We start from the raw sequence: 4,559 nt of genomic DNA on the forward strand, positions 1-4,559 counted from the left end.
CTGAAAGGTGGTCGGGTAATGCGGCAGTCTTCGTACCAGACAACGAAGTTCACTTGAACCCTGATCGAAAAGTAGCAACTGATTAAAATTTAAGCGTGAAAACTATGTTGACAGATTCCGAAGCTGGTGAATTACATTGCCTTCTAGATCTTCTTCTATTCCTCCAATCGTCGCCACAGGTCTTCCCTTGTGGTCCTGCAGTGTCTTCGTAAATAAATATGTCAATGGGTGATTTTTTGCCAGATCCAAGACCTGCTGTTCTACTTGATCTTTCTTCGGAATAAATTGCGCTGCAATTCTCCTAAGTGTTTTATGAAGCCCACCTTTCGTCATTGAAGCTAGATATGCTTCTAATTTTTCCTTGGGAATCTCCATACTATTAGAGAATTCTTGCATACTCTCTACGACACCTGGCCCTACCTCAGAGATCTTCTTCGAAACGCGTTCTGCGTTTTCGATCATGTTGAAGCTTATATAAATGTCGTGCACATGTTGGAGCCAAGAAGAGACCTGAATTGGAGCCAAGCCATCACACGCATCTTCAAAACAATTTCCAACAACTTCAATCACTCGAGTGACATCGTCGTTCATTGCCTTGCTACGATAATAAGTCGCTAAAGGGATAGCCGCCGATTCACACACCCATGGTGAATGCCCTTTGGAGACACGTATTAATCGGGACTCGAGATCATCCACAAGCTTCTGCTCTTGTACCTCAGACAAATTCTTATATTTACCTAAAACAAAAAGCTCAAAGCAAAATCCCCAAAGGCCTGCCTTATCATCTTCTGCAATTCTGTCTTCTAATTTAATCGCGCTTTCAACACACCTTTCTTCCAATTCTCTGTTATTCAGTGCGCACGCAACTTTGAATGCCCTAGTGATTTTCGTTATTGCTTCGGTTGGGTGTTCGCATAGATCGTTATCAGTCACATCAAGAAGTGCATTTACATAATCAATAGCAATCCTATAGTCGGGCTTTTCGTCCACGGCAGCTTCAGAGAGATCCCAAACAAGCCCAGCATAGCGAGCTCTCATCAATGGATTATTGGTTTCTTGTGACCTGTTTTTCCAGTGCTCAATAATTTCTTTGGTTACCAATGCAATGCTGGGACTTTCATACGCTTTACCGTCATCCCCTACCCAAACCATCATAGGCCCAAAATATGTACCCCAGCCATTGGGCTTATCCAAATATTCTTCACAAAATCCAAATGCAATCCGTTCGGCTACGGCCTTTGGACTTTGATCATTTTCGGTAGCACGATCTATTTTTGACGAAATAGAATGTTCGCTAGCTATCTCCTTAGAATGATCTAACTCTTCCATTAATCTAACTAGCTCTTCATTCATGATAGCTCCTCGTTGAAATTGCCTAACGCCCGGCTAACCGCGCAAATGTTTGATGGCGGCATTTTTGCGTCTCTTTGCAAAAAAGGTGACAGCAAATATTTGTCCGGTTGAGCCGTTTGTTACACGCCTATTCTTTCTCGACACTGGTTTCCCATCCGTCATATCTCCCACCTAAATCTTCGGCCATTCTGTTAGATTTTATTGTATGGCTAGTAATATCACCAAGGTTCATCGAACCCACGTGACTGTATTTTGAGAGGTAATAAGAGCCATCTTCAACCTTGCCACTAAAATGTACCGTGTAATTTTCAGATTTAACCCAACCTGTAAATTTATTGCATGATGATTCATTTGGAAAATATGCCCAATGCATGACTTCTCTTTTTATGTCTTTGATATCACCGTTCTCAGCCAACGAATCCAAGACTTTTAAATCTTGAATTACCTGCCAATCATCATTTGTAGGGTAAAGTTCATTCCAATAGAATTTCTTCTCTGCGTCATGTTCAAATATATACTGCATTTTATATGAAGAACTAACAGAAACATTTTCAATAATTTTTGCAGCCTTTTTTTCTTCGATATCTACGTAGAAATAGAAAAAACGGTTACCACTTACAGTAACACGGCCGACATAAACCGCGCCTAAATCTGAAAATCGTTTATCAAGTGTTTCATCTATTGCAGATAACTGAGGAAACTCTTCATTTGTCGGCATTCCGTAGTCAGTTGGATTTTTAAACGGAAGCTTAATTCTCAAAACATTGTGACGAGGATCTGCTTCTGCAACTTCTGCGTAGCCATGATTATAAGTTATCCAAGCTTGGTCTTCGCCCATTGTCGCTGGAAATGTATACCAAATATCTAGCACGATCTCTCCTTGTGAGTGTAACGCCTTGCTCACCGGAAAATTAGGAGCGTAGCGAGTAATTTTTCCGAGTGCAGCAACTTGTTAAGCGCTTTCTAACTCATTAAGGATATGATCTATCATGTTACTATTAGCGTTTTCATCATAATGCTCAGATTTCAATCGATCGCAGAGCGCCCTAGTTTTAGCTGCAACTCTACCATCCTCTTGCTCTTTCCATATATCAACCTGCTCGAGAACCTTATGAAAGAGCTCATCTGGCAACCGGTTACCCATCTGAATCCCCATCACTGACGGAAATATGGTTTTATAAGATTCTCGAATATCTCTGACGCTTGGCGATAACGAAAAGAAGCTAAGCAAAAATTCCGGCCTCATTATGAATTTAGCTCCATTTTTCTTCACAATTTCGGAGGTATGTTTTTGAACTCTAGACTCTTGAGTTAACCACCACGTTTGATAGCCATATTCAGGAAAAGTAGAATACTCCTTATTGGCTATACGCTGCCCATACACTGAATTAATAGTTAGAGAAACTGCATCAGCTAGTGATTTATTCCCTTTTTTCAGATCAATTATTTCGTTTGACAATGTTTTCACATCTTTAGGCGATGTTTTTTCTTGTAGTTCTTCAGATGAAATATATTCCATTCCAAACTGTTGTGTTATGTAGGTCTTAAATTCCTCTCTCCCTGGCGCATTATGGAGTTGACTATAGGTAATAAACTCACTAACGAAACCTGGCCAAGATTTTGTATAGCCTTCTATTTTTGCATGATAGTAAGTCCTAATAAGAATCTGAGAAGATTCACGAATCAAATCGACTGTAAGGTACGACTCTCTTGGTTGAATGTGATTTTTATACTCATTATCAGTAACAATCAGGTGTTTTATGACTCCATCTAGTGCAGGCTCAGTTAGATAGAGAGTAATTCCAGCAGCGTTTGCTATTTTGAATAAGTTTCGAGTCATCTGATTTTCTTCAGACAAAAACCTCTCAGATATCGCCCTTATTATTAAGTCAGTCCCTACAAGAAGCCTAAAATTGGCGGTAGCTTTTTGAAAATATTCAACAACCCTTGGCTCAGCCTGAAGCGTAAAAAGCAAAACATAGGTTCTAGAAAATTTCGTGAGTAAGGCTCTTTGGGAGATAGTGCTTTGATAAAACATTTTTCTAACTATCTCACAAATTATGGGGCAGAATCTATCTCTCTCTCCTTCAGACTCTACAAGCTCATTCAAAGCATCTGAGGTCCTGTCATAAACAGTATTTTCAATAAAGCTATCTTTCTCGGACTCCTTGCCATTTAGAAATGACGAACAATTCAAACCTTCTTTTTCAAAAAATAATTGCGCAGTTCTTATAGAAACCTTTGCAACTAATTTTTTATCTTCCGGTTCAAAATCAGCCAACGTTTCCATGGAACAAATTTCATCAATGACATCTATTTGTACACTTTCATCTTCACCTTTTTCATTGGCAATGATCACTCTAGTTTCATAAGGTAAGCAGTATTTATCACCTTTTTTATGGTAATTTACCTTTTTACCACCAATTCCTCCTTTGCTTACCAACGCTTTCAGCCGAGAACTTAACATTCCACCAACTATATTTTTTGCCCAAGGAATATTATTTCTAATAGATTCCATAATGTCAGTTTGTGTCATAAACCGATTTTCATCAGGGTCTGTATCATTTAGAGCCCATAGAATTAAGCTGTCAGCGACTGTCTTTACTAGATTCTTGTCTTTTTCCCTGTTCTCAACCTGTTGCTGTAAAAACACATAAACTGATGGGTGTGAAATATTCGCACTTAGCTTGACGTTATTGCCCTTATTTAAATCATTCAGGAAGTCTGTATACCTTTCCAAATGGGTGTAATATGCTTTTTTTGTTGCTTCGCTATGATTTAAATTAGAAAGAATCCATTTCCCATCTCGAATTCTGATAAAGACATTGTATTTATCCGTTAAAAACTCTTCTTCTCTGTCATACGTGCCTATAGTTTGAGAGGTAACATATATAAGCCTTTTAGGCTCTCTTCCAAACTCAATCAATCTATCTATAGTTTTCTTCACTTTGCTTCTATGGTTTTGCTCGATAGACATCTGGTAAAACACATCTTTCTTATCTGAGCCATAGAGGCCTCGCTCATGAACACCATCGGCTCCTCCGTCAGACGTACCACCAACAGGAATAAAATCAGTGCCTTCAATAGGGCACCTCTAAAAACCTCCGAAAAAACAGGTTAAAATATACGCCGAGTAAAATTGACCTCGTGACTGGATATCATGCAACAATCTAGCTTGTTTTTCCAAGACAAAACCGCACTTAAGC

The 4,559-nt window shown here is 39.1% G+C and carries 3 protein-coding genes; all 3 read right to left on the reverse strand.

The annotated features are described in order from the left end of the window. Window positions 1-102: 102 nt before the first annotated feature. The 3 genes from DUW71_RS17415 to DUW71_RS17425 all read right to left on the reverse strand — a co-directional run bounded on the left by DUW71_RS17415 (window position 103) and on the right by DUW71_RS17425 (window position 4,330). Window positions 103-1,353 (reverse strand): hypothetical protein, encoded by a 1,251-nt coding sequence (locus tag DUW71_RS17415; protein ID WP_119396554.1) that lies wholly within the window; start codon window positions 1,351-1,353, stop codon window positions 103-105. 127 nt (window positions 1,354-1,480) lie between these two features. Continuing rightward, on the reverse strand, window positions 1,481-2,224 hold the full coding sequence (locus DUW71_RS17420; RefSeq protein WP_158584251.1) for a DUF695 domain-containing protein: 744 nt from the start codon (window positions 2,222-2,224) through the stop codon (window positions 1,481-1,483). 81 nt (window positions 2,225-2,305) lie between these two features. Next, window positions 2,306-4,330 carry a hypothetical protein gene (locus tag DUW71_RS17425; RefSeq protein ID WP_119396556.1) on the reverse strand — a complete coding sequence of 675 codons (2,025 nt, stop codon included), beginning with the start codon at window positions 4,328-4,330 and terminating at the stop codon, window positions 2,306-2,308. Between the last annotated feature and the right edge of the window lie 229 nt (window positions 4,331-4,559).

This window comes from Salinibius halmophilus (assembly GCF_003577475.1).
Lineage (GTDB): Bacteria > Pseudomonadota > Gammaproteobacteria > Pseudomonadales > Natronospirillaceae > Salinibius > Salinibius halmophilus.